The sequence below is a fragment of the Archangium sp. genome (assembly GCF_036389735.1).
GTDB lineage: Bacteria > Myxococcota > Myxococcia > Myxococcales > Myxococcaceae > Archangium.
Genome location: NZ_DASVWK010000877.1, coordinates 1 through 3,153 on the forward strand (window position 1 = coordinate 1; position 3,153 = coordinate 3,153).

The following is a 3,153-nucleotide window of genomic DNA, read 5'->3' on the forward strand; positions in this document are numbered from 1 at the left end:
CTTCACCGTGTCCGGCTCGAAGCGCATCACGCACGCCTCCCCGGTGCAGTGCTTGCGCAGGCGGAACTCGCGCAACGTCCACGTGGCCTGCATGAATTGGTTGGTGCGCACGTGGCCGGTGGCGTGGTCCGTGGCGTTGCCGAAATGGTCGATGTGGATGACGGGGGGAAACTCCCCGAGCCCCTCGAAGTAGAAGCGGTGCAGGGCCTCGGCGCGCGCCGCCACGTCCGGCTCCTGGGAGAGCTCCGCCCAGAACTTCGCCACCTTGCGGCACCCGAGCAGCCCCTTCTTCGGGTGCGGGTTGGGTAGCACGCCCTCGAAGCCGATGAAGTTGCGACTGCGCGCGTTGGTGATGCCCGAGCGGCGCGCGAAGACGATGCGGTACTCCCCGCAGTCGCTCCCGTCCTCCGCCGCCAGGTCGAAGCGGTTGAAGAGCCCGATGGGCACGTAGGCCGCGGGGTTGGTGTCGGGTTCGAGGAAGGGATTCTCCTCGGCCTGGACGCCCTCGCCGCGCGGGCAGGCGTAGGCGTAGCCGTTGAAGCCCGGCTGTCCGTCCGGCAGCGTCTGGTCATCGCAATGCGCGCCGCCCAGCCCCAGCCCGGGTGCCGGCCGCTGCGTGTCCCACCACTCCTGGTAGAGCTGTAACGCGGTGAGGCCCGGCACCCCGCTCTGCGCCACGAGCTGGTTCATCACCTCCTCGAAGCTGAACCGCTGAAGAATGGCCTCGTCCGTCACCGCCAGCGAGCGCCGGGGATCCACGCTCGGCGTCGGCTTGTCCTTCTTCGCCATCGCCCGGGTGCCCTCCAGCGGCAGCAGGCCGATGCCCCGGCGCTCCGGGTGGACCGGGGCTCGAGGCGCGGGAGCGCCGACGGGAGGCGGCTCCTCGACCACGGGCCCGCAGGCCGAGAAGGCCAGGGTGCCCATCACCAGAAGCCCTCGCCAGGACGACCGGCGATTCATGAGGAACGAACGCATGGGAGACCCCCGCAGGCCGCTCGACGCGAAATGCGGATGCGCGCCTGCCTCCAGAATCTAGGGACGCTGGCAAGGCGGGGTTGACCGTCCCACACGGGACACTCACGCGGGGTTCACGGCGCGGGTCTGTGCGGCTCCACACGCTGCACTCACCCCGCGGGGCAGGGGGAGTACCTCTCAGGGGGAGAGGGGGTGGACCTGGGTTAAACCCCGAGGTCCACCTACCCTCACCCCGTTCCTCTCCCGGTGGGAGAGGGGAGGTTTCTTCTCAGCTCGCCTCGGGCTCCGGCTCCGACGACGTCGACTCCTCGGCGGCCGGCTCCTCCGACACGGGCTCCGGCGTCTCCGCCGCGGCCACCACCGCCGCGGCCTCACTGACGGTCTCCTCGACCTCCTCCTGGGACTCGGGCAGCTTCGAGATGCCCGTCACCTTCTCGTCCGCGCTCTCCAGGGCGATCAGCCGCACGCCCTGCGTGTTGCGGCCGATGACGGAGATCTCCTTCGCCTTCATGCGAATGAGCATCCCGCCGTTGGTGACCAGCATCACCTCGTCCTTGTCCGTCACCTGGAGCAGGCCCACCACCTTGCCGTTGCGATCGGTGGTCTTGATGTCGATGATGCCCTTGCCGCCTCGGCCCTGCTGACGGTACTCGGTCTCCTCCGTCCGCTTGCCGTAGCCGTTCTCCGTGACCGTCAGGATGGTGGTGTCCTTCTCCACCACGTCCGCGCCCACCACCTCGTCACCGTCCTCCAGCGTGATTCCCTTCACGCCGTAGGCCTGACGTCCCATCGAGCGCACCTCGCTCTCCGGGAAGCGGATGCTCATACCGGTGGCCGTCGACAGCAGGATGTCCTTCGAGCCGTCGGTGATCTTCACCGCCACGAGTTCGTCCCCCTCGTCGATGCCCAGCGCGATGATGCCGCTGGAGCGTACGTTGGCGAAGGACGACAGGTCCGTGCGCTTCACCACGCCCCGCTTCGTGACGAAGAAGACGAACTGGTTCTCGACGAACTCGCGCGTCACCAGCACCTGCGCCAGCCGCTCGCCCTCGCCGAACTGCACCAGGTTCACCATCGCCTTGCCGCGCGACGTGCGGCTCGCCAGCGGCAGCTCGTGCACCTTGAGCGAGTACAGCCGGCCCTTGTTGGTGATGGGCATCAGGTAGGCGTGGGTGCTCGCCACGAAGAGGTCCGTGACGAAATCGTCCTCCTTCGTCGTCGCCCCCGTCTTGCCTCGCCCGCCGCGCTTCTGCGCCCGGTACTCGCTGAGCGCCGAGCGCTTCACGTAGCCCGTGTGCGACAGCGTGACCACCATCGTCTCCTCGGCGATGAGGTCCTCGCTGGTGATGTCGTCCACCGCGCCGATGATCTCCGTGCGCCGCTTGTCACCGTAGCGCTCGCGGATCTCGTTGAGCTCCGTCTTGATGACGTTGAGCAGGCTCGACTCGTTGGCGAGGATGTCCTCCAGGCGGAGGATCTCCCGCACCAGGTCCACCAGCTCGCGGAACAGCTCCTCGCGCTGCAGGCCGGTGAGGCGCTGCAGGCGCATCTCGAGGATGTTCTTCGCCTGCTCCTCGCTGAAGCCCGAGCCCTCGTAGCGGTGCTCCAGCCCCCCGTAGCTCGGCACCTCGTTGCGGGCGCGCGAGACGAGCAGCTCCATCTGCGCCTTCGCCTTCGCGTAGTCGATGCGCTGGAGGTTCTTGAACTGCTCGCGCTCGTAGAGCACGGGCGAGAGGATGTTCATCAGGCCCCAGCGCGCCTCGTCCGGGTCGCGCGAGGCGCGAATGAGGCTCACCACCAGGTCGATGAGGTCCTGCGCGACGAGCAAGCCCTCGACGATGTGGCGGCGGGCGCGCGCCTTGCGCAGCTCGTAGCGGCTGCGGCGCGTCACCACGTCGCGGCGGTGAGAGATGAAGCGCTCGAGCATCTCCTTGAGGGTGAGCGTGCGCGGCTGCCCGGCGTCGATGGCCAGCATCACCGCCCCGAAGGTGGTCTCCATCGGGGTGTTGGTGAACAGGTTGTTGAGCACCACCGCGGACATGGCATCGCGCTTGAGCTCGATGACGATGCGCATGCCGTGGCGATCGCTCTCGTCGCGGATGTCGCTGATGCCCTCCAGCTTCTTCTCGCGCACCAGGTCGGCGATCTTCTCGATGAGCCGCGCCTTGTTCACCTGGT

The 3,153-nt window shown here is 68.1% G+C and carries 2 protein-coding genes; both read right to left on the minus strand.

What is annotated here, in order from left to right:
* A partial coding sequence (locus tag VF794_RS31505; RefSeq protein WP_331116818.1) for a hypothetical protein occupies window positions 1–975 on the minus strand: 975 nt, incomplete at its 3' end.
* 268 nt (window positions 976–1,243) lie between these two features.
* Window positions 1,244–3,153: DNA gyrase C-terminal beta-propeller domain-containing protein (locus VF794_RS31510; protein ID WP_331116819.1), on the minus strand; the 1,910-nt coding region annotated here is incomplete at its 5' end.